14 protein-coding genes are annotated in these 22213 nt (G+C 62.5%); 10 read left to right on the forward strand and 4 right to left on the reverse strand.

The features are described 5' to 3' along the window. Positions 1 to 380: 380 nt before the first annotated feature. Positions 381 to 1019 carry a hypothetical protein gene (locus tag HQN78_RS06930; RefSeq protein ID WP_235088722.1) on the reverse strand — a complete coding sequence of 213 codons (639 nt, stop codon included), beginning with the start codon at positions 1017 to 1019 and terminating at the stop codon, positions 381 to 383. A 368-nt stretch (positions 1020 to 1387) separates the two neighbouring features. Between HQN78_RS06930 and HQN78_RS06935 the strand changes: the two genes are divergently transcribed. From HQN78_RS06935 to HQN78_RS06965, 8 genes are all read left to right on the forward strand, one after another. Next, positions 1388 to 1810, forward strand: a complete 423-nt coding sequence (locus tag HQN78_RS06935; protein WP_235088724.1) for a hypothetical protein — start codon at positions 1388 to 1390, stop codon at positions 1808 to 1810. A gap of 305 nt (positions 1811 to 2115) precedes the next feature. After that, complete coding sequence (locus tag HQN78_RS06940; RefSeq protein ID WP_235088726.1) at positions 2116 to 3108, forward strand: DUF2860 family protein; 993 nt, start codon at positions 2116 to 2118, stop codon at positions 3106 to 3108. A 670-nt stretch (positions 3109 to 3778) separates the two neighbouring features. Continuing rightward, complete coding sequence (gene gmtY / locus HQN78_RS06945; RefSeq protein WP_235084823.1) at positions 3779 to 5173, forward strand: gamma-mobile-trio recombinase GmtY; 1395 nt, start codon at positions 3779 to 3781, stop codon at positions 5171 to 5173. Positions 5174 to 5186: 13 nt separating this feature from the next. Then, positions 5187 to 5693, forward strand: a complete 507-nt coding sequence (locus tag HQN78_RS25805; RefSeq protein ID WP_370646594.1) for a VPA1269 family protein — start codon at positions 5187 to 5189, stop codon at positions 5691 to 5693. Further along, complete coding sequence (locus HQN78_RS06950; protein ID WP_255701157.1) at positions 5591 to 7795, forward strand: VPA1269 family protein; 2205 nt, start codon at positions 5591 to 5593, stop codon at positions 7793 to 7795. The genes HQN78_RS25805 and HQN78_RS06950 overlap by 103 nt, the downstream gene beginning before the upstream one ends. Continuing rightward, positions 7792 to 8454, forward strand: a complete 663-nt coding sequence (gene gmtX, locus HQN78_RS06955; RefSeq protein ID WP_227106578.1) for a gamma-mobile-trio protein GmtX — start codon at positions 7792 to 7794, stop codon at positions 8452 to 8454. Before HQN78_RS06950 ends, gmtX begins: the two co-directional genes overlap by 4 nt. A gap of 366 nt (positions 8455 to 8820) precedes the next feature. Next, positions 8821 to 9687, forward strand: coding sequence for a YopJ/AvrA family T3SS effector serine/threonine acetyltransferase (locus HQN78_RS06960; protein WP_235088727.1), 867 nt, complete (start codon positions 8821 to 8823; stop codon positions 9685 to 9687). A gap of 213 nt (positions 9688 to 9900) precedes the next feature. Continuing rightward, complete coding sequence (locus HQN78_RS06965; protein WP_235088730.1) at positions 9901 to 15582, forward strand: alpha-2-macroglobulin; 5682 nt, start codon at positions 9901 to 9903, stop codon at positions 15580 to 15582. Between the two features lie 119 nt (positions 15583 to 15701). Here the strand turns inward: HQN78_RS06965 and HQN78_RS06970 are convergent, their stop codons facing one another. Together HQN78_RS06970 and HQN78_RS06975 are read right to left on the reverse strand one after the other, a co-directional pair. Next, positions 15702 to 16238: an AidA/PixA family protein gene (locus HQN78_RS06970; RefSeq protein ID WP_235088736.1), complete on the reverse strand. Its 537-nt coding sequence runs from the start codon at positions 16236 to 16238 to the stop codon at positions 15702 to 15704. A 78-nt stretch (positions 16239 to 16316) separates the two neighbouring features. Continuing rightward, positions 16317 to 16844, reverse strand: a complete 528-nt coding sequence (locus HQN78_RS06975) for an inclusion body family protein (protein ID WP_227108299.1) — start codon at positions 16842 to 16844, stop codon at positions 16317 to 16319. 248 nt (positions 16845 to 17092) lie between these two features. On the opposite strand from HQN78_RS06975, the gene pbpC reads away from it, so the two are divergent. Both pbpC and HQN78_RS06985 read left to right on the forward strand, forming a co-directional pair. Further along, complete coding sequence (gene pbpC, locus HQN78_RS06980; protein WP_235088737.1) at positions 17093 to 19345, forward strand: penicillin-binding protein 1C; 2253 nt, start codon at positions 17093 to 17095, stop codon at positions 19343 to 19345. Between the two features lie 73 nt (positions 19346 to 19418). Next, positions 19419 to 20456, forward strand: a complete 1038-nt coding sequence (locus HQN78_RS06985; protein WP_235088738.1) for a patatin-like phospholipase family protein — start codon at positions 19419 to 19421, stop codon at positions 20454 to 20456. Positions 20457 to 20620: 164 nt separating this feature from the next. Here HQN78_RS06985 and HQN78_RS06990 read toward each other — a convergent pair whose 3' ends face one another. Beyond that, the gene (locus HQN78_RS06990) at positions 20621 to 22156 is read right to left on the reverse strand and encodes an RICIN domain-containing protein (RefSeq protein ID WP_107798958.1); all 1536 of its coding nucleotides are present in this window, start codon (positions 22154 to 22156) and stop codon (positions 20621 to 20623) included. Positions 22157 to 22213 lie beyond the last annotated feature (57 nt).

A 22213-nucleotide genomic window follows, 5' to 3' on the forward strand; every position in this document is an offset into this window, starting at 1 on the left:
AGAGACATTGTGCGATGAGTGCCGGCTTCGAAATGCTCATGTACCGTGTGTACACTCCGCTTTCTCAGCCGCAACGCCTTGTCTCGCCTTGGCTCGCGAGATCGTAAACACGTACTAAGAGCCGCTAACAAAACCGCGCAGCGCACCTGAGCCAAGGCGCGCCGACGCAGGCAGTACAAGTCGTACGACAAGGAGGCGCAACGCGGGATCAGGGGTTTTGTTAGCGGGTCTTAGAGCCTGTTCAAAGTCTCGCGAGCAAGGGCGAGACAAGGCGGAAACGGCAGAAGAAGCGGAATGTACAGGTGGTACATGAGCATTCTGAAGTCGTTTTCAACGCCGTATCGCTGAAGCGCAGCAGACTTTGAACAGGTTCTAAGCGCCTACTCCGCCGGAGGCAGCCCTCGCTCGCTGTCCGGCATCTCGCCGCGGCCGCCGCGCGGACCGCGCGCGACCCGCCCGCCGCCGCGGGAAAGCGTCCGCGGCGAATCATAGGCCGAGGCCGGGCGCTCCAACCTGGCCTCCAGCGCCCCACCGCGCCAAGTCCACAGCATCGCGTTCAAGCGATTGCGCGCCTGACGCGCCCGCCATGCGCCGCCGTCCTCGTCCACCGTCATCGCCCCCTCCTGATTGCAGCTGGCCACCAGCGTCCAACTGCGCACCCGGTAGTCGCGCACTTGCAGCAGGCGGTAAGCCGGCGCGCATTCCGCATCGTCCGCGCGCAACAGCACCAGCGCGTCCTCGCCGACGACGCGGGCGTCCGCGATGCGCACCCGGCGCCATTGCGCGTCCAGCGGCGCGACCAGTTGGCGATCATAGAATTTCAGTTCGAAGCGCCCGCCCAGCGAAGAGCGCAGCACCAGATGGTTGCCGGCCAGCGGCACATCCTGATGCACGAAAGCCAGCGCTTCCTGCAGATCCAGCCGGCGTTGGAGCGAACCATCGGCGGAACGCTGCTGCGAACAGGCGGACAAGACCAGCAACAACGGCACGGCCCAGGCAAAGCGGCGAATCCTCGTCATGCCAGCCCTTTCGCGGCATGGTTGCTGATCGTTCAATACTACCACCAATATTTCCAGCCCCGCCCGCCACCCCGGGTCCGCGCACCTCGGTCCGGGCGAAACGCCGCGCTTGCCTAGCACGCCGCGAGCCGGCAATAATGCGCCCGTGCTTGAGATTACAGGCACCGGGATTGAGAGCCCGTTCTGCAAAGATTCCCGGTTGTTCAGCGCAACCGGCGCCATTCCTGCGCCCATTTTTCGGCAAGCCGTGGCGGGGAGGCCTTCATGGTCTGCCGGGTCCTTTGCGCCGGTCTCTCAACCCTGTCACGTGCTCGCCATCCCGAATGAGAGCGGAGTCGCGGGCATGAACCTCGCAAAGGAGCCTCTTCATGAAACGCAATCACCCCCTTCGCCGCCGTTATCAGCCCGATCCCCAACCCCTGCCTTACCATGCGCTGCCCTTCGCCGCGCAACTGCCCGACCAGGCCCGGCCCCACTACTGGACAGTGCCGCCGCTGGCCGATCGCCGCCAAGCCTATCTGCTGGGACGGGAGTACGCGGGCCATTACCTCGTTTTCCTGCAAGACAACCCCGGCAGCGCGGATCGCTTCCTGCTGGCGCGCATTGCCGAAGACGTCGACTTCAGCGCCCCGGACGCGGCCAGCGCTTGCTGGACCGGTTTCTTCCATCTGATCGAGCAAGTGCTGACGCAAAGCATCGCGCCGCTGGACGTGTTCGAGTACATCGACCGGCTCAACACCTACGAGGCGGCGTTGCAGCGCCTCTTGCATCAAACTCCGCCACAAATTTAATATATGCACAAAACCAAACCGCTTTCCCCATCGCATCGGCGGCCTAGCCGCGGGCTCGCTTAGTCCGCAAAGCGATAGTCTTTCCGGCTTGCGGGCGGCAGGCCCGCCGATGGCAATTCCGCAACAAGCCGCGGCTAAAACAAAGCAATCTCAGGCTTAATTTGCGGAGGAAGCGACATTTCGACCGGTCCCCGGCTTAATATGGACAGTCAATTCATTTTGCATAAACAAGCGACGCCCGCCATGCGGCTTGGCGCGGCGTCGTCGGAAACCATGGCAGCTCTTTTATTTTGAGGATGATGAATATGCGCACTATATGCGTAGGCTTGTCGGCTTTGTTGGCGGCTCAACTCGCAGTGGCGGACCCGATACCGGAAGAAAACGGCTTCTCCGGCAGCATCGGCCTGGGCGTGGGCGGCAACCGCGTCAAATCCAACCTCTTCAAGGGGGACAAAAACCAAAGAACCAACAGCCTGAACAGCGCGCCGGAGTCCCACAACGACTCCTTCGCGCTGCCGGTGCTGGATCTCAGCTACACCTTCGCCGCCAGCCGCACCCAGATCGTGTTCGACAGCCAGATTCACGACCCGCTGGGCATGGACGACACCCTGGAACTGGGCGTGCGCCAGCAAGTGGGCAACAACGGCATCGTCTCCGCCGGCCTGCTCTATGGCGGCCTCAGCAAGAACACCTGGACCGATCCCTACCTCGTGGGCGTGGACCGCGACGGCACCAAGCGCAAATCCACCGGCCTGTTGCTGGGCTGGGAAAACATCATGGGCACCGGCTTCAAGGCCCAGCTGACCCAACGCAACATCAAGATAGACGACGAGCGCAGCGGCCAAAGCGTGGCCGGCCTCAGCGCGGCGGACCGCGCCACGCTGAACCGCAACGGCGACGCCACCTTGTTGAAAGCGGGCTATGAATGGGCCTTCGCTCCCAATCAAACGCTGGCCCCGGGTCTAAGCTGGGGCAAGGACAAGCTGGACGGCGGCGCGATGAGCAACAAGAGCTACGGCCTGAGCCTGGACTACGCCTACAGCAGCGACCTCAACACCCTCAGCGCCGGCCTGCAATTCCGCAAACAGCGCTTCGACCAGAGCAACCCGCTGTTCGGCAATAAAAAAGCCGACAGCAACGCCTACGCCGTCGATCTCAACTACCTGCGCCATCAGCTGTTCGGCGAGAAAGCGCTGTCCGCCTTCGTCAGCGCCGCCTACGGCAAATCCAACGCCGACATCAGCTTCTACGACGCCGAAATCCGTTCGCTGGGCGTAGGGCTGATTTACTCGTTCTAAAATTGCTGCGACGACACGCGAGCCGCTTGACGACAAGCGCTCCACCCCATGCCTGGAACCCGCTGATGTTATCCCCCCAGGTAGGGATACATAGTTAGGGTCTTTTTAGGCAAATTTCTCACCGACACCCCTCTCTGAGGGGTATTTTTTCGTACCGCTACATACAAAGCTATACCCTGATTTGACATAGTATGTAAAAAGAACCCGGTTCTATGCACGACCGCTCTGATCTATAAGTCAGGGTCAGACCCACTCCCAACTCGTTGCCCGCCCAGTACGGTCAGTTGGCTGACTAGCCTGATTGCCTTCCACTACTGCCCTTAATCTTTCTGACAGGCATCTGACGAGAGCGCTTTGACCTTTGGCTTCGTTGCTACGCTTGCGTGTGTGCTGTATAACGTCTGCCCGCTAGCGCCTCATAACTTCTCGATTGGAGCAATGCGATGCCTCCGGCTACTACTTGGCGTGCCACGAAACCCACCGCTATGTCTGGATTGGTACTCTTAGCGACACAACGTCCACAGCCGGTGTCGACGCTGACCTCATGCCGAGCTTCTGCTTGGTGCATCGTGGCAAGACGCTCATCGTGGTCAGCGAGACGCATCAGGTCGTTGGAGAAGGCCGCGGATGGGTGTTTTGACCAGCGCAATGTACAGATAGAGCCCACTTTGTGTTCGTAAAAGTCAAAGCCCGCGTCTACACCGACGCTACGGGTATCTATACGGAGCTTCCGGTTCTTCTGACGCCAGTTGGCGTGCTAGAGCCACTGCTCGACTACTTCCTCTATCGCAGCCACGACCGCAGCCTGGCGTGGATGACGAAGGTAATCCGGTCGGTGCGGATGTTCCTCGAGTACCTGCAGACGAATCCGGCTGAAAGTGACACTTACCGACTATTTCAGAACTTTGCCCAGCGGCTCTACACCGGGACCTTCGATCGGGAGACTGGCCTCGACCCTAGCAACCTGTGCTGGTCACCACGTTCACCGCAGGATGCTTCGCACATCATCACCCACCTGACCGACTTCTTCGACTGGCTTGGCGAGATGCGCCCTGAGGCGGCCAAGGTGAATCCACGCTATGTAGGTGGGGCCTTCGACCGACAGACCGACCAGGCTGCTTACCAATACCGACGCAGCAAGGCCTTCCTGGGTCACACGTGGGCAGCGAACGCCTCTCCCGCCGGGAGCGGACACCACGTCCGGAGCCGGCGCCTACCCAAAGTCGAAAAGGGCGAGCCGCCAGCCTTCCCAGAGGAGCACTTCGAGAAGCTGCTGGTCCAAGGATTCTGCGCAGCCGGGCGCTACGACTATCGCAGCATGCTTATCACTCTGCTGCTGCACGGCGCGGGCTTCCGCGAATCGGAGCCTTTCCACCTGTACATCTCGGATGTGTTCCCGGACTCCACCAATCCATCCCAGGCCAAGGTCCTCATCCATCACCCGAGCTACGGTGCCGCACCCGCCGATTGGCGCGACGAGCGGGGACGACCACGTAAAGGTAACCGAGCGGAATACCTCGCCCATCAGTTCGGCCTCGCACACCGCACCGACCTAATGAACTGCCGGCACGCCGGCTGGAAGGGGGGCACACACGATGGGGCCTACTACAAGCAGGCGTACTGGTTCTTGCCGGAATACGGCGAATGGTTTCAACTTCTCTGGTACCGCTACCTGGAACAGGTCGCACGTATTGAGCGCGACCACCCCTTCGCCTTCATCAACCTGCACCGCGAGCCCATCGGTGCCATGTACTCGCTCTCCCAGTACAACAAGGCTCATGCCGCTGCGTGCGAGCGCATCGGACTTACGGTGGGCAAGGCTCTGGGCACGACGCCACACGGCCACCGCCACGCCTACGGCCGCCGCCTGCGAATCGCCGGCGTCGACAAGGCTCTCATCCGTCGTTTCATGCATCACGCCTCGCTGGAAAGCCAGGAGGTCTACACCCAGGCCAGCACCCACGAAGCCCTGGCTGCGCTCGAAGCAGCCATGCAGCGACTGCAAGGCAATCACACCAGAATACAGTCTGCATTTAGCCTATTGCCAGGCATTGAACTTAAGTAACTCATTGACTTTCATGACAAAAAAGACGAACACAACTGAGTCGAAAGCATCTACCATTCCGGCCCCAAAAGCCAAAAGAGTGAAGCGTAGTACGGATGTGACCCTCGGCTGGGTTGCGCGGGACTATCCACAGCTCGATTCTTGGCGAATCCTGGCGGTAGAGTGGTTAAAGGGGGAGACCAAGCGTGTTCACGGGCGGCTGGAAGCCTTGGCAGTCTTCTTTGTACGCTACCTTATCCAGCAGAAGCTGCCGCTCGCCCCTGCAGTGTTCCTCGCACGTGATACGGTCCTGCCCGATTTTTACCGAACAGCCTGCCCAGACTCTGGCAGCGGCATCGAATACAATAATTACATCCATACCTTTCTGCACTTTGTGCTACTGAGCGAGTTCAGCGAAGCAGATGACTTCAGCCCCCTGTGGTCTCGCCGGTATTCCATAACCCGGTGCCAAGGATGTCCAAGAGTGGCCTACCGAAGCGCGACGAGAGTGTCCATTCGCCACTACCCTACGGCTACATAGACGAACTGCGACAGATGCTCGCGGCAGGACCTCACTTTCGTGACTGGCAGTGGGCGCAGAGTGGACTGGGCGCTGAAATTGGCCAGCGTGGGCGAAGCGGTCCTGATTGGTTTGAGGTATCCGAAACCGAGATTGACCGGAGTGACCCGGACTGCGTGTGGCGTGAGCGTACAATGAAAAATGGCACTACCCGCCTGGAAATGTGGAGTCCGGTCCGCTGGGTAGCCCTGCTTGTGAAACTCATCTTACCATTGCGCACCTTCCAGGTCCGTATGCTGGACTCGGGCGAAGCGGATACCTGGCGCTACGCGGCAGGGAGTTGGACGTTGAATTCGAGCCGGCTCGCGCATGGCAATGAACGGAGACCGCTGCAACAGGGGGTGTTCCGCCGCCGCAGCTTACTCACCGATGGCGAGTCCATATCGACCGTACTCTACATCAATACCAACAAGACCGCTGATATCGCCAAGTCCGGTCCCGAGAAGGGTTACGTATTACCGTGGTCCTTTGGTGGGCCGGTGCAGCAGGATGTCTTCTACTGGCTGGAAAAGCTGCGTAACTGGCAGGAGAAATATAACCCCATCTCGCAGCGTTCCTCTTGGAGGGATCTGGACGGCCGTCACCTCAATGGAAAGAGCGAGATGCAACTCGCAGGCTATCCTGACACTTGCTTCCTCTTCCGCTTGCCCGAGGCAGCCGAGAGCGAGCGTCAGCTTCCCCTGAGGATACATACTTTATTCGCAACGTGGTTTCCTCTGTTGGAAGCACTAGAGAAGCGACTCGCCGACCGAGGTGAAACTCATCGCAACGGCATGCCGATTCGATTCCTCCCACCAGAGGAAGATCAGAACAGAAGGCTAACAACGCTCTTCCCGCTGCACAGCCTGCGCGTCTCCCTCATCACCGCGCTGGCCCTGGAAGGGCAAGTGCCTTTCCCTGTCCTCCAGAAACTCGTTGGCCACAGTCGCCTGTTAATGACCTTGTATTACATCAAACCTGGCGCAACGCACATCCGCGACGTGCTGCTCCGCGCGGCGGAGCGGCTGGAGATGAACAAGGAGGCGAGCATCCAGCACTTCCTGCTCGACACCGAGCATAACGAACTCTTGCAAAAGACCATCTGCAACAGCGTACCCAGCCTCGCCGCCGCTATTCCGCAGCATCCGGCCGCACGCAATCCGGCGGGCTGGATGCCGATGCACCACGGCCTGTGCCTAGTCGGCGGCAATACCAGTGAGGTCGAAGAGAACGGTGCGGTGGGCGGCTGCTATAACGGTGGGTCGATGATTGCCAAGGGTTCTTCGTCAATGAATCCGAAGTACGGGCCCGTTCCGGGCGGAAGTCGGAACTGCGTGCGTTGTCGCTGGTTTGTGACCGAGCCGCACTACCTGCCGGCGTTGGCCGCCCACTTCAACACACTTGCCTACCACTTCGACGAAGCGCGCAATGCCTGTCTCACTCGCGAAAATGAGCTTCAGGGCTTGAAGAAACAGAAAGCTGATGCAGAGGATGCGGGCAGGCCGTTCGCCCGGATGGATGCTTACCAGAAGGCCGAACGGGTGTGGGAGGGCGCCATGAAGCACTTCAGCGACTTCGCGGAGGACCTCGTAGCCTGCTGGCGTCTCATCGAACGCTGCAAGGCGGCGCTCGACGCACCGCAGGGAAAAGGTACCCCGTTGGTGGCCACCGGCACGGTGTGCGACGTGCATGTCGCCTTCGAGGAAACGGAGTCGGAATTGCTCCAGCTCGCCAGTGTATGCGAAAACGTCGAGGTCTACCCCGACCTGGAACCGGGCAAGGCGGTGTTCCGCCGCAGCCAACTGCTCGATGCGGTCCTTTACCGTGAGAACCGGCCTCCCATGTTCATGCTGTTGAACGAACAGGAACAACTGCTCGTAGGCAACGCCTTCATGCGCCGCCTCGCCCAGCAGATGAACCCAGCGAATCCAGCACTTGGCCAACGGGATGTGATCCGCCTAATGGATGCCGGCGTAAGCCTTAGCCAGCACTTCGACATGGACCTTTCCTCACTGCTGGCCACGACAAATCGCGCCCAAGCGTTTCCCATCGGGCACCAGGCCCTCACGGGAGATGATGCATGAATGGTGTGACAGACATCCACCCGGACGCAGTACTTGAGTCGCTACTCGCCAAGGGCGGGCGCTCCAATAAACGGGCGAACTTGACGAAGATGCACGAACTGTGTCGCAAGCAGCATGCCACCGGCTCCCGTGACTTCTCGCTGCCTACCATCGGTCGCTTGGCTGAAGCAGAAGGCATCCTGAAAGGTCGAGCGCTCTACAATGCCCAGTCCGCCGACTACCGGGCGCTTATCGAAGCCTGGGTGGCCTACGCCGGGCCGCCCGCGTCTAAGCCTCCAAAGACGCTGGCGAGCCACGAATACCTGATGCGAATTGAGGACCCAGCCATTCGCTCCATCATGCAGGCTATTATCGTCGAACGGGATAAGCTCAAGGCGCAACTCAATGTCCTAAGGGGCAACACGCAAGTGACCGTCGACCGTCGTCCACTGGGAGCAACTTTCTCGACTGTCCCCAGCGTGTCTCCAGTGGCCGTGCTAGAGCTGGCAGCACAGCTGACTCCATCAGAGCGTGAAGCCTTACAGAAGGCAGTATCGACCGACTATCTGGAAGAGCGCGGCCTGCGCGAAGGCAGCCACGGCGAAATCGTCAACGAACGTGGGCGGACGGTTTTTGAGGTGGGCTTTGCCCGGGGAATCCGCAAGGTGCTGGGCGAATGACACCGGCTGCGCCCTCACGACGAGTATGGAATCTGCCCCCCCCAGAGATACAAGTCGCATAATACGAAAAGCGCCGACGTTACCGCCGGCGCTTGGAAGTTACTATGCATTATGATGTATTTCTACATCGCAAGACTTTGATGCAGAGAAGGCTTTACTAAAAAGCTTTCATAGCTACCTACTCACGAACTATGTACCGTTAGGGTATAAGTTCCTTGAGCGGGTTTTTCTACGCCTCAAGACCATGAAAGGCAATCTCCGCCTGTTTTTCGATGCTATGCCAGGCTATGTCGTGATCGAATTTTGAAAGAGCTTTATTAAGCGCCATCTACAATCGCCACTTCAAATACTCATCGGAACAAGGCCATGCCGGGATCAATCTCTAGCGCGACACACTCTTCTCACTTTGATAGGAGCGATAGTTATCGAACCGATCTCGGTCGTTACATCCGCGACGTGGAAAAAAGCTTGGACTCCGGCGCTTGGACAACATCCAGTTTTGCCAAACTGGATAAAGAATTCATACCCGGCCTAATCGCATCCGCCAACACCTCCAAGCCTGGACTTAATCTGACTTACGCAAGCGACGCGAGGGACCTGTCTGACAAAATATTGGAGATATTTCACAAGGGAAGCGAATCGGGAAGATATATCGTAAACATGGGCAGCGACGGCATTCATTTTGCCGTGTTTGACTATAGGCTGGTAGAAGGCAAACCCTCCGTTCTGATGTTTGAACCCGCCAACTTCAACTCAACTGGCCCAATGTTCCTGGCTTTCAGAGCAAAATCCGCGCTGGATCAGCTAAGCTCCCACAACATCTGCTTTTCCATGATGGAAATGGACATTCAAAGAAGCGGGAGCGAATGCGCTATTTTCAGCCTGGCTTTGGCCAAGAAGCTGTTCAAAGAGCATCAGGCCGTATCAGAACTGCATCAAATGAATGCTTCGGGCGCCATCCCTTCCAGCAATGGATTCTTCTCCTCATCCGTGGAGTCCGACCAATTGATCCCCCCCTCTTTTTACAAGCACACCCAAGGCCGCGGCAGGCTGGAGAAATACGTTACCGCCCGGCCGGGCAGAGAGGCGCAGGAGATTAACAAGAAAGGAGAAACCTTGCTTGAACGGCAAAAACAGCACTTGGAAAATATCGGCGGGAAAGAGCTGGTTAACTCCATTCATCAAAAGAGACTGGAAGAGCTGAAGCAGCTGATGCAGTCCATCAGCGGCTAGTCAAGCCTGGCCCATATGCCCGCGCAACAGCGCTAAGCTTCACGGCCCCAAGCGCCACCTCCGTTGAGCTCGCTTGGGCGCTAGCAACGGCGCATGAGCCATTGGGTCGCATGAGTGCGGCGAGCGCCTATGGGCCGGTCTTTTTTTACATCTCTTTCCTTGCCGCCGCTCCAGCCGCGTATAATTGCGATGGTATTTTCCGGAGCCTCGTCCATGTCTTTGCCATTCCGCCTTGCGCCCGCGCTTTTGGGTTTCGTCGGCGCCGCCGCTCTTGCCGCCGGCGTCACCACCTTCAGCCCCCAGGGCGAAGTCAAAGAAGTGCAGCAGGTGCGCGTCACTTTCAACAGCAGCATGATTCCGCTGGGCAATAGCGCCGCGCCGGCGCCGTTCGCCTGGAGCTGCGGCCTGAAAGCCAAGGGCCATTGGGTGGACGACAAGACCTGGGTGCTGGACGTGTCGGAAACCCCGGCCGCCAATACCGACTGCCGCTTCACGCCCAAGCCCGGCCTCAAGGATCTGCAGGGCAAGGCCGTGGACGCCGGCCTGAGCTTCCGTTTCTACACCGGCGCGCCGGTAGTGGTGGAACGCTGGCCGCGCAACGGCCGCATCGAGGAAGACCAGGCCTTCGTGCTGCAATTCAACGGCGTCGGCGTACCGGCCTCGTCCTTGTATTGCCAATCCTCCAGCCTGCCGGAACGCATCCCGGTCCAGCCCCTGCCGGCCGGCGAGCGCGCGGCGCTGCTCAAGCATCTGAAACTGGAACAACAATCCGCCAAGGTGCTGACGCTGCGCTGCGGCCAGCGCCTGGCGCCGGACAGCAAGCTCACCCTGGTGCATCTGCGCGGCGCGGCCGCGCCGGACCGGCTCAACTACCAGGTGCGGCCGCCGTTTACCGCCAGCATGAGCTGCCTGCGCGAGAACGCTAAAGGCGCTTGCATCCCGTTCAAGCCCATCACCCTCAACTTCAGTTCGCCGGTGCCGGAAAAACTGGCGATGGCGGTGCGCCTGAGCGGCGCCGGCGCCGAACGCGCGCCGCAGCCAGAGGCCCGTAGCAAGGGCGAGCCGGTGGACAGCATCAGCTTCGCGCCGCCGTTCCCGCCCTTGGAAACGCTGACGCTGAAGCTGCCCAAGGACTTTGGCGACGAGGTGGGCCGGCCGCTGGTCAACGCCGAGCGCTTCCCGCTGGCCATCAAGCTGGCCGACTACCCGCCGCTGGCCAAATTCGCCGCCGCGCCGTTCGGCATCATAGAATCCGGCGCGGACGCGGCGCTGCCCATCACTCTGCGCGGGGTGGAAGGCGATCTCAACATCAAATCCGTGCAATTGGGCGGCCAGGCGCTGCGGCTGAACAAGGACCAGGACATGATGGCCTGGCTGGCCAAGGTGCTGCGCTATCACGAGAGCGCCCTGCCCGCCGGCAAGGACAAGACCATAGAAAGCCGTCGCTTGTCGCTGCTGGCCAAGGAGAAAGCCGCCCAGCCGCTGAAGCTGCCCAGCCAGCCGGACAAGCAAGGCAAATGGCCGTTCGAAGTGGTGGGCATCCCCCTGCCCAAACCCGGCCTCTACGTAGTGGAAGTGTCGTCGCGGCTGCTGGGCAAATCGCTGCTGGCCAGCACCAAGCCCATGTATGTGCGCACCGCCGCGCTGGTCACCAATATGGCGGTGCACTTCAAGAGCTCCAAGGAAAACGCCGCGGTGTGGGTGACCACGCTGGACAAGGGCAAGCCGGTGCCGGCCGCCCGCGTCAACATCTACGATTGCAAGGGCAATGCGCTGTGGTCCGGCAAGACCGACGCCAAAGGCGTGGCCGCGGTCAAATCCGTGCTGCCGGCCGGCGAGTGCGACAACGAGGAGCTGTCCGGCCTGTTCATCACCGCCGCCGCCAAGGACGCCAAGGGCAACGACGACGTGTCCTTCGTGCGTTCCAGCTGGAACCGCGGCATCGAATCCTGGCGTTTCCCCTTCCCCACCCAGTGGAGCGACAGCCCCAACATCCTGGCCCACAGCATTCTGGACCGCGCCCTGTTCCGCGCCGGCGAAACCGTGTCGATGAAGCATCTGCTGCGCACCCAGGTCAGCCGCGGTCTGGCCCAGCTCAAGCCCGGCCAGTTGCCGCAGCAATTGCGCATCGTCCACGACGGCAGCGGCGACGAAATCAGCCTGCCGCTGAGCTGGCGCAACGGCCGCTACGCGGAGAGCAGCTACGCGCTGCCCAAGGAAGCCAAGCTGGGCGAATACACGCTCTACCTGGAACGCAAGGGCGCGCGCGGTCCGGACGACAAGGACAAACCGTCCAGCCCGGAGCTGGACGGCTACTCGCTGCGCAGCGGTGGTTTCCGGGTGGAGGAATTCCGCCTGCCCACCATGACCGGCCGCATCTCCACGGTGAAGAACGCCGGCATCGCCCCCAAGCAGCTGCCGCTCAATGTGTCCCTGTCCTGGGGCAACGGCGGCCCGGCCAAGGGCTGGCCGGTGGAAGTCAGCGCCATGCTGGCCGACGCCTATCAGCGCATCAAGGGCTATGAGGCTTACAGCTTCTCGCCGCCGCAGCGTCAGCGCGATCAGGCCGAATCCTCGCTGGACGGCAAGGTGCTGCTGGACAAGTCCGCGCTGCAACTGGACGCCAACGGCAACGGCAAGGCCACGCTGGACAAGCTGCCCAAATTGGACCGCCGCTACGATCTGGTCACCGAGGCCGCCTACCGCGACCCCAACGGCGAAGTGCAAACCCTGACCCGCCGCATTCCGCTGTGGCCTGCCGGTCTGCAAGTGGGCATCAGCGTGGACAGCTGGATCACCGCCGGCCGCGCGCTGCAGCTCAAGGCCGTGGTGCTGGACACCGCCGGCAAGCCTCTGGCCGGCAAGAACGTCAAGATCAGCCTGCGCGAACACCGCTACCTGTCCAGCCGCAAGCGGCTGGTGGGCGGCTTCTACGCCTGGGACCACAATGAGGAAACCGACGACAAGGGCAAGGTGTGCAGCGGCGGCACCGACGGCCGCGGCCTGATGTTCTGCGAAATCAATATCAAGGACGCCGGCGACATGGAGCTGATCGCCGAAGCCGCCGACGACAACGGCAATCTGGCGCAAAGCGCGCAATCGGTCTGGGTCAGCAAGCACGACGAGCTGTGGTTCGACGTGGACAACAACGACCGCATCGACATCCTGCCGGAAAAAATCAGCTACGCCCCCGGCGAAACCGCCCGCTTCCAGGTGCGCATGCCCTTCCGCAAAGCCACCGCCTGGCTGGCGATAGAACGCGAAGGCGTGATCGAAACCCGTGTGGTGGAGCTGGAAGGCAAAAACCCGGTGATCGAGCTCAAGGTCGAGCCGGGCTGGACCCCTAACGTCTACGTCTCGGTGCTGGCGGTGCGCGGCCGCGTACGCGAAGTGCCATGGTACTCCTTCTTCACCTGGGGCTGGAAAACCCCGAGCGAATGGTGGGACGCTTATTGGAACGAAGGCGGCGACTACACCCCTCCCACCAGCATGGTGGACCTGTCGCGGCCGGCCTTTAAATACGGCATCGCCGAAATCCAGGTGGGCGACGCCGCCAAGCGGCTGGACGTGACGGTGAGCCCGGCGCGCAAGAGCTACGGCATCCGTGAAACCGCCGACGTGAGCATCCAGGTCAAACTGCCCGGCGGCAAGCCGGCGCCGGCCGGTACCGAAGTGGCCTTCGCCGCGGTGGACGAGGCGCTGCTGGAATTGCAGCCCAACCGCAGCTGGGAGCTGATGCAGGCGATGTACCAGCGCCACAGCTACGGCGTGGAAACCGCCACCGCTCAACTGGAAGTGGTGGGCAAGCGCCATTACGGCCGCAAATCGCTGCCGCCGGGCGGCGGCGGCGGCAAGGCGCCCACCCGAGAACTGCTGGACACCCTGCTGCTGTGGCAGCCGCGCGTGGTGCTGGACGCCAACGGCAGCGCCCGCGTCAAAGTGCCTATCAACGACGCGCTGACCCGCTTCCGCCTGGTGGCGGTGGCCGACGCGGGCAATGATCTGTTCGGCACCGGCGAAGCCGGCTTCAACGTCACCCAGGACCTGCAACTGAGCTCCGGCATCCCGCCGCTGGCGCGCGAAGGCGACCAGTTCAGCGCCGGCGTCACCGTGCGCAACGGCGGCGACAAACCGCTCAAGGTCAAGGTCCAGGCCGGAGCGCCCGGCCTGCCGGACTTGCCGCCTCAGGAGATCAGCCTGCCGGTGGGCGAGGCGCGGCTGTTGAGCTGGCCGGTGACGGTGCCCAACGACGTCAAGGAGCTGAAATGGAGCTTCAGCGCCCAGCAAGTGGACGGCAAGGCCGCCGACAAGCTGGCGGTGCGCCAGGAAATCGAGCCGGCGGTGCCCATCACCGTGGAGCAGGCCACGCTGCAACGCGTGGAGCCGGAACTAAGCATCCCCGTCGCCTTGCCGCCGGGCGCCCTGCCCGGCCGCGGCGGCGTCCGCGTCAGCCTGCAGGCCAAGCTGGGCAATGAACTGCCCGGCGTGCGCCGCTGGTTCCTAGACTACCCCTATGTCTGCCTGGAACAGCGCAGCTCGGTGGCGCTGGGTCTGGCCGACGCCAAGCGCTGGGATCAGCTGATGAGCGAACTGCCGCTGTATCTGGACGGCAGCGGCCTCGCCGCCTACTTCCCGCTGGCCGAAGGCGCGCCGGATCGCGGCAGCGACATCCTCAGCGGCTATCTGCTGGCCGCCGCCCACGAAGCCGGCGTCGCCATTCCCGAAGCCCAGCGCGCGCGGCTGCTGGACGGCCTGTCCGCCTTTGTCGAGGGCCGGATCAAGCGCGATCTGCCGCTGGGCCGCCAGGACGCAGACGCCCGCCGCCTGAGCGCAATGGAAGCGCTGGCGCGCTACGGCCGCTTCCGCCCGGCCATGCTGGACGTGCTGGACCTCAACCCGCAGAAGATGAGCACCGCCATGCTGGTGGACTGGCTGGCGCTGCTGAACCGCGCAGCGGACATCCCGCAGCGCGCCGCGCGGCTGAGCGAGGCGGAAAATCTGCTGCGCGCGCGGCTCACCTACCAGGGCACGCGCATGGGCTTCAGCACCGAGGCCAACGACAACGCCTGGTGGCTGATGGGCAGCGCCGACGTCAACGCCGCCAAGCTGCTGCTGACGGTGCGCAAGCTGCCGGGCTGGCAGGCGGATATGCCGCGCCTGCTCACCGGCCTGCTGGGGCGTCAGCAAAAAGGCCATTGGGGCACCACCACTTCCAATCTGTGGGGCAGCCTGGCCATCGCGCAATTCTCGCGTCAGTTCGAAACCACGCCGGTCAGCGGCCAGACCAGCGCCGCGCTGGGCGGCGCCAAGCTGAACCTGGGCTGGCCGCAGGAAGGCGTCAAGGCGCTGGGCCTGCTGCCCTGGCCCGCGGGCGGCGGCAGCCTGCAGCTCAAGCACGCCGGCGGCGGCGCGCCGTGGGCCACGGTGCAGGCCGAGGCCGCCATCGTGCTCAAAGCCCCGCGCTACGCCGGCTACAGCATCAAGAAAACGCTGAGCCCGGTCAGCCAGAAAACCAGCGGCCAGTACCAGCCCGGCGACGTGGTCAAGGTCACGCTGGAGATCCAGGCGCAAAGCGATATGACCTGGGTGGTGGTCAACGATCCGATCCCGGCCGGCGCCACCATCCTGGGCTCCGGCCTGGGCCGGGATTCCGCGATCAACGCCAAGGCGGACAACGACGGCGACCCCGCCGATTACGTGGAGCGCCGCTTCTCCGGCTACCGCGCTTACTACGGCTACGTGCCGCGCGGCGGCCTGAAAGCCAGCTACACCATGCGTCTGAACAACCCCGGCGCCTTCAAGCTGCCGCCGACGCGGGTGGAAGCGCTGTACGCGCCGGACGTGTTCGGCATGTTGCCCAACTCGGTGTTCAAGGTAGGAAAAGGGGAAAATTAAGCCGGCGCCCCCTCTTTGGCCAATGTCAAAGAGAGGGCGCCGCAAGCGGGCAATGCCTCATGCCCGCACGTCGACGGCTTGCGTTCAAGGCAGCGATCGCCGCCTCCGGCAGCCGGCGCTTACGGAATGACGATGGACACGCTGAGCACGCGCGTTCCCAGCCTTTCTCCATGGGAGCCGTCAGACTTGGGGCGGCCGTAGAGATGGAGCGTGATGCGAAAATCTTCTCGGCCAGAGTCCGTCACATCATGAGCCCAGTAAAAAAACGATGCTTTTTCAACATGGAGCCGCTCCATATTGATTTCGGAAGTGACGGCATCCTGCTCGGGCAGCAACTGCCCTCTTTTGCAGAGGCATGGAGCGGTGATCGAGGTGGCTGCTTGTCCTCCGACACGGTCAACGGCATAGGGGATGATGCCCATCCCCTGACTTGGAGAGGCGCTCGCGCCATACCAGCGTATCGTATTCCCCACCCTGGCATCGGGCAGAGACAATAGGAGCAGACCATTCTGTAAACGCTCCTCGACTAGGGTATGACTGGAAAAAACCCGTACCGCGCCTTCATTGACCGCTGCGGGCGAATCCTCCTGCAGACCCAAGACGTTTTGCGGCACGTCCGGTTGCAGCGCCAGGGTCAAGTCGATAACCGGATTCATAATTCATCCTTACAATAGGTGAAGTGCCGGCAAGCTGAACAGTTTGCCGGCACTTCGGTTTCAATGAAATCTGATAGTTCAAGAAACCTGAATAACGGGATCCCAATAGAAATAACCAAGTGTTTTAACTTGATTGCCGCTTACTTGCTCGGTGATATAGAACCAAACCTGATAATTTTCAGTGCCCGTATCCGTTACGTTGCAGCCAAGATAGTAGTTTGGAATTTGTTGCGCCGTATAATTCAGCGGGTCCACCACTTTGTCCGCATTCTGATTGGGAATGGGCACCCAAGGTCTGGACTCGGTCGGAACCGGGATGGAGGTCACCTGACTGCCGGAGAATTTTTGAATTTTGTAAACGATAACGCTTTGGCTGACGTTTGAAGACAAAGACAGTGCGCGCCACCGGATCACGTCATCCACCTCGGCCTTCACCGCCAAATCAGCGGAAGCTTGTCCGCCTGTTACAAAGCGGCTCTCCGCCACCATGTAAACATCTTTATGGGCGATGCCGGTTGGCTGGCCAGAGTTTTGGCTTGGGCCAGGATACTTGTTGAGAATGGTTTGCGTATCGAACACCATTTCAATGTTGACAATATTGCTCATTCTTTCCTCCACATGTAGATCATTAATTAGGAGAGGCCGCTTCGCCCCAAGGCCATTTATTGATACGACAGGATCAAGAGAATAGAACCTAGTGCAAATACCTAATTGACAACATACAGATAGAGTTAATTGCATATTAAAATGTTTTATTACGTAATATCACAATCAAAATCATTTGCCGTAAAGGCCACATGCAATGCATGCTCCACTTTCATGCCATCCACTCAGCCACAAACTCGGTCTCGCACATGACGCGCATCCTCCCTCTTCGACTGCTGCGCTCTAAACCTCCACGCCAAGCCTACCTTTGGAAGCAAACCTCCATAAAGGGAGGGAAGTGGCTGGCCGCCCTGATTCTGTGCGCCGCCGCCGCGCCGGCGCTGGCCCAGCCCAGTTTTCAGCAGGTCAAGGCGGAATGGCGGCCGTCGGATGTGGTGGTGCTGGACCGCAACGGCCAGCCGCTGCAGCGGCTGCGGGTGGACAAGCAAGGCCGACGACTGGACTGGGCGGGCCTGGCCGATACCTCGCCGGCCTTCCGCCACGCGCTGGTGGTGTCGGAAGACCGGCGCTTCTATCAGCACAGCGGCGTGGACTGGTCCGGCGTGGCCGCCGCGGCCTGGGGCAATCTGTGGAACACCCGCACTCGCGGCGCGTCCACGCTGACCATGCAGCTGGCCGGCCTGCTGGATAACGATCTCAAGGTGGGCCGCAACGGCCGCAGCCTGTGGCAGAAAATGGGCCAGGGCTGGTCCGCCGCCTGGCTGGAAACCCACTGGAGCAAGGCGCAAATCCTGGAGGCCTACCTCAATCTGGTCGGCTTCCGCGGCGAGCTGGTGGGCCTGTCCGCCTTGTCCGCCACCTTGTTCGGCAAACTGCCGGCCGGCCTCAATCTGGAAGAATCCGCCATCGCGGTGGCGCTGATCCGCGCGCCCAACGCCGCGCCGGACAAAGTGGCCGCCCGCACCTGCCGCATCCTGCAGGACATGCGCCGCCAGCCCAATTGCGCGGCGCTGGCGGTGCGCACCCGCCAGGCGCTGGCGCAGAGCCGCGGCGCCAATCCGCTAGCGGAGCAGGACGCGCCCCACTTCGCCCAAAAACTGCTGCAGCGCCAGCCCTTGACGGCCGGCAGCCGCATCGCCTCCACGCTGGACCTGGGCCTGCAGCGCTACGCCGCTTCGGTGCTGCGCCGCCACCTGGCCGCGCTGGCTCAGCGCAATGTGCAGGACGGCGCGCTGGTGGTCTTGGACAACGCCAGCGGCGACATCCTGGCCTGGGTGGGCTCCAGCGGCCGCGGCCTGTCCAACGCCGCCGAAGTGGACGGCGTCACCTCGCTGCGCCAGGCCGGCTCCACCCTCAAGCCCTTCCTCTATCAGCTGGCGCTGGAGCGACGCTACCTGAGCGCCGCCTCCCTGCTCGACGACAGCCCGCTAAGCCTGCAAACCGGCGCCGGCTTGTACGCGCCGCAAAACTACGCCAAGGACTTCAAGGGCCTGGTGTCGGCGCGCACCGCGCTGGCCTCCTCCCTTAATGTGCCGGCGGTGCGCGCCATCGAAATGGTGGGCCCCAACGCGCTGCGCGACCGCCTGTACCGGCTGGGCCTGAGCAGCCTGCAGCAAGACGGCGACTATTACGGCTTCAGCCTGGCGCTGGGCGCCGCCGACATCCGCCTGCTGGAGCTGGCCAACGCCTACCGCACCCTGGCCAACCAGGGCCTGGCCAGCCCGACCCGCTGGACGCTGGCGGACCCCAAGCCCAAGCCGCAGCGGCAGCTGGACGCCGCCAGCAGCTTCATCATCGCCGACATCCTGTCCGACCGCACCGCGCGCGCGCGCACCTTCGGCCTGGAAAGCGCGCTGTCCACCCGTTACTGGAGCGCGGTCAAGACCGGCACCAGCAAGGACATGCGCGACAACTGGGCGGTGGGCTTCTCGCGCCAGCGCACGGTGGCGGTATGGGTGGGCAACGCCGCCGGCGAGCCGATGTGGGACGTATCCGGCATGCACGGCGCGGCGCCGGTGTGGCAGGCGGTGCTGGACCGCGCGCAGCAAGGCGCGCCGGCCTCCCTGCCGCCATCCCCACCGGCCGGCGTGGTGAGCCAGAACGTGCGTTATGAAGGGGATGTGGAAGCCAGCCGCCGCGAATGGTTCCTGGCCGGCACCGAACGCGCGCTGATCGTGCCGGAGCGCGGCAGCGCCGCCAGCCAGGCGCCGGGCATCGCCGCGCCGGTGGACGGCAGCGTCTACGCGCTGGACCCGGACATTCCGCCGGCCAATCAGCGCCTGTTATTGCGCGCGCGCGGCGTGGCCCGCCCGCAATGGTGGCTGAACGGCAAGCGCCTGGGCGCCGGCGCCAGCCTGGCCTGGTTCCCCTGGCCCGGCCGCCACGCACTGGAACTGCGCGACGCCAAGGGCCTGGTGGTGGAAAAGATCCGTTTCGAAGTGCGCGGCGCGGTGGCCACACCTGGCCGAAAGGCCGGCAAGCTCGGGCCCCGCGTCAACTAATAGCGGCAAACGCCGCGCCATGCCGTACACATAAATGGCGAGTCATTCCCATTTCAACGACAAGGAGCGGCATATGAAATATTCATTCGAAAACCTGGCGCTGTCCGGCGGCGGCGTCTGGGGCATCGCCTACCTGGGCATGCTGGAGGAACTGGAGCGGGCCGGCACGCTGGCGCAGATCCAGCGCGTGGTCGGCGCCTCCGCCGGCGCCATCTCCTCCATGCTGATCAGTTTCCGCCTCAGCGCGGCCAAGACCCAGGAACTGTCCGACTCCCTCGACTACAGCAAGATCCCGCAAAAAGCGGCTGAGCCGGCCACGCCGCAACTGCAGGCCGCGCACAAGGCCTTCCAGGCCCAGCTGGCCTTGCAGCCGCACGCCAAAAACATCTCGCTCGAAGACTTCATCTGCCTGCTGCGCCTGTTCAACAAGAAAGGCTGGTATTCCAGCGACTACTTCTACCACTGGCTGAAAGGCGTGGTCGCCAGCCAGTTCAAGGACGGCCGGCCGGACAAGAAATACACCTTCGCCGACTTCGCCAAGCCGGCGCTGCACAAAAACGACCAGCCCTTCCGTCAGCTCCACGTGATAGGCTGCGACGCCAACGCCCATCAGGCCAGAATATTCTCCGCCGAGCTGACGCCGGACGTGGAAGTGGCCGAGGCGGTGCGCATCTCCATGTCCATCCCCTTCTTCTTCGAAGCGCAGAACTTCAGCTACCCCGGCCGGCCAGCCGGCGTATTCGTCGACGGCGGCACCATCTGGAACTACCCGATCAACTTCTTCGACGACAAGTACCCAGCAAAGCCCAAGCAGGGAGAAGATGAGGAGGAGGAGAAAACCTTCGGCGCCCGTTTCGACGCGCCGCCGGGCAAGCCGTCATCGGACGCCAACCTGATCCAGCACATCCAGAACATCGCCCAGAGCGCCTGGCAAGCGCAAAACCTGAACTATCAGTATTCGCCGCGGGATCAGGCGCGCAGCATCAATATCCCCACCGAAGGTGTCTTGGCCACGGACTTCAATATCAAGACCGGCGACGACAAGTATCAGCGGCTATTCCAGGCCGGCGCCGCCGCCACCCGCGCCTTCCTCGCCAGCTGCGAAAGCTAAGAAGCGGCTCAAAGACTCGCGAGCAAGCGCGAGACAAGGCGAAAACGGCTGAGAAAGCGGAATGGTCAAGCGGTACATGAGCATTTCGAAGGTGTTTTCAACGCCGTATCGCCGCAGCGCAGCAGATCGTAACAGCCGCCCGCGCCTGACGGCGCGGGCTACGCTCACTCCGCGGCCAGCAAACGCCAGCGCTGATTCGCTCCGCCGTGGCAGCTCCATTGAATCAGTTGCTGGCCGGCCAGGGACGAGGCATTGGCCACGTCCAGGCATTTGCCGGCCTGCGCGCCCACCAGGCTGTACGTGCCGGCTCCGTCCGCCTTCAGGCTGAAGCGCTGATTGGCCTGGCCGCTGCACGGCCACTGAATCAGCTTGCCGCCGTCCTGCTTGGCGCCGCCCTCCACGTCCAGACACTGCCGGGAATGCGCGGCGATCAATTGATAGCCGCCGCCGCTGGCGGCCAGCTGCCACACCTGGTTTTGCCCGGCGGCGGCCTGCTGAACGACGGCCGCGCCGGCGGACGCGCTATTATCCTTGACCGTCAGCCACAGCCCACTGCTCAGGGACTGCAGCCGGTAAGACTTGCCCGCCTGCGGCCCGACGGCGCTGCTGTCTATCAGCTTGCCGGCGCGCGCGTCGCTGCGGTCCAGCACGTCGGTCACGGTCAGATTCACTTGCAGCTTGGCCGGCGTCGGCGTTCCCGCCGGCAGCTTCAAGCTGGCCGCGCGGCGCTCGCCGGCGATTTCGCCGCCCTGCGCCAGGATCTTGCCGCTGGCCGCGTCGCTGACGCTCAGCTGGTATTTGAACTGCGGCGCGCCATAGGGGCTGGTTTGCCAGCTCGCCGTCACCGCGCGCGCGGCGGCGTCGTAAGCGGCGTTCAACTGATCGATCTTGGCCGGATCCGCTTCCGGCGCCGCCGGACGCCGGGCGGTGGAAATCAGCGGCGATTGGAAGCCGGCCAGCGGCGCGCCCTGCTGCATCACAAAGCGGCCCTGGGCGGACACCGCGTGTTGCTTGGCCTGAGCCGGCGTCAGTTCCGTGACGGTGGGCGTGGCGCGATTGATCGCCTGCCAGCCCTGAGCGCCGCGCGCCCAGACATCGTAATACTCGGCGCTGCGGGTCACCTCCTTGGCCTGGCCGCTCCAGTTCTCGATGAAGCTGTTGGCGGACTGGGCGGCGAAGTCGATATTGGCCGCCGGGAAATCGAAAGTGGCGTGATGGGTCCAAATCCGCGTGGCCGCGTCCCGCGTCCACATGCCAAAGTAAGTGTGGCCGTTTTGCTGCCAATTGCGCACCAGGGACGTTACCGGCTGGCCCAGCGTCCACTTGGTCTGCAAATCGAAATACTTCAGCCCCTCGCCCTCGCCGCCAAAGCGCTCCACCTTGGCGCCGGGCTTGGCGTACACCGCGCGTATCGGCACGCCGTGCACCGACACCGGGTCCCAGATTGAAAAGATATAGGCCGGCGCGCCGTTGTTGTGGCTCTGAATGCCGGTATAGCCGCCGGCATCGCGGCCGCCGTTCCAACCCAGGGTCTCGTAATAAGTGTGCTGATGCGTGTTCAACACCTTCACCGTCATCATCAGGATGTCGGCGGACACATTGGGATAGTTGAGATGGGCGGAACCGGTGCCGGCCAGCGCCGGCGCAATGGGAACACAGACAAGAGCCAAGCGGGCGAGACCGCGGCTGAATGAGTACATGGCAACACCTTTATTCAATAAGGGAAACCAAGGCCGGCCGCATACGACAACGGCCTG

It is taken from the genome of Chromobacterium sp. Beijing (assembly GCF_021496765.1).
Classification (GTDB): Bacteria; Pseudomonadota; Gammaproteobacteria; order Burkholderiales; family Chromobacteriaceae; genus Chromobacterium.

Coding starts and splice junctions, on each gene's coding strand:
- HQN78_RS06930 (WP_235088722.1), bottom strand. CDS start 1,019: ATGACGAGGATTCGCCGCTTTGCCTGGGCCGTGCCGTTGTTGCTGGTC.
- HQN78_RS06935 (WP_235088724.1), top strand. CDS start 1,388: ATGAAACGCAATCACCCCCTTCGCCGCCGTTATCAGCCCGATCCCCAA.
- HQN78_RS06940 (WP_235088726.1), top strand. CDS start 2,116: ATGCGCACTATATGCGTAGGCTTGTCGGCTTTGTTGGCGGCTCAACTC.
- HQN78_RS25805 (WP_370646594.1), top strand. CDS start 5,187: ATGACAAAAAAGACGAACACAACTGAGTCGAAAGCATCTACCATTCCG.
- gmtX (WP_227106578.1), top strand. CDS start 7,792: ATGAATGGTGTGACAGACATCCACCCGGACGCAGTACTTGAGTCGCTA.
- HQN78_RS06960 (WP_235088727.1), top strand. CDS start 8,821: ATGCCGGGATCAATCTCTAGCGCGACACACTCTTCTCACTTTGATAGG.
- HQN78_RS06965 (WP_235088730.1), top strand. CDS start 9,901: ATGTCTTTGCCATTCCGCCTTGCGCCCGCGCTTTTGGGTTTCGTCGGC.
- HQN78_RS06970 (WP_235088736.1), bottom strand. CDS start 16,238: ATGAATCCGGTTATCGACTTGACCCTGGCGCTGCAACCGGACGTGCCG.
- HQN78_RS06975 (WP_227108299.1), bottom strand. CDS start 16,844: ATGAGCAATATTGTCAACATTGAAATGGTGTTCGATACGCAAACCATT.
- pbpC (WP_235088737.1), top strand. CDS start 17,093: ATGACGCGCATCCTCCCTCTTCGACTGCTGCGCTCTAAACCTCCACGC.
- HQN78_RS06985 (WP_235088738.1), top strand. CDS start 19,419: ATGAAATATTCATTCGAAAACCTGGCGCTGTCCGGCGGCGGCGTCTGG.
- HQN78_RS06990 (WP_107798958.1), bottom strand. CDS start 22,156: ATGTACTCATTCAGCCGCGGTCTCGCCCGCTTGGCTCTTGTCTGTGTT.